The organism is Pseudomonas sp. EA_65y_Pfl1_P113, from assembly GCF_963970525.1.
GTDB classification, from domain to species: Bacteria; Pseudomonadota; Gammaproteobacteria; order Pseudomonadales; family Pseudomonadaceae; genus Aquipseudomonas; species Aquipseudomonas tritici.
Genome location: NZ_CAXAQM010000447.1, coordinates 1 through 484 on the forward strand (window position 1 = coordinate 1; position 484 = coordinate 484).

At 68.0% G+C, this 484-nt stretch carries 1 protein-coding gene; it reads left to right on the plus strand.

Going from position 1 to position 484, the window contains the following annotated elements:
* Window positions 1-38 precede the first annotated feature (38 nt).
* A partial coding sequence (locus tag AACY52_RS30505) for a hypothetical protein (RefSeq protein WP_339561415.1) occupies window positions 39-484 on the plus strand: 446 nt, incomplete at its 3' end.

The following is a 484-nucleotide window of genomic DNA, read 5'->3' on the forward strand; positions in this document are numbered from 1 at the left end:
GCGCGATGCTAAGACCCCGCCCCGGGGAGAATCGGGACGTGGCGTCGAAGGGGAGTTTGTACCGTTACGAGGCGACGCTGGACCGGGCGGGGCTGGCGCTTACCGCCGGTGGCCTGGTCGGCGGCGTGTTCGCGACCGTGCTGGTGTTGATCGGCAGCGGTGTTGCACCGCTTGAGCTGTTGGCCGGATTCTTGGTCGGTGCGGTGATTACGGCGATGGCGGCGGTGGCGATTGGTGGCCCGGTCTGGCTGCTATGCCACGCCTTTGGCCAACGCGGACCGTGGATGGCGATTCTGGTCGGCGCGCTGGCCGGGTTCGCGCTGTTCCTCGGCGGGCAGACCTATGGCTTTGGCGTGTTCGCAATGCCGGTCACCGACAGCGAGACGCTGCTGTTCCGCTGGATCAGCGCGGTCGCGACGAGCCTGATCCTGGCCCTGGTCGCCGCGTTGATCGGCTGGACGATGTGGCGCGTGGCGTATAGGCG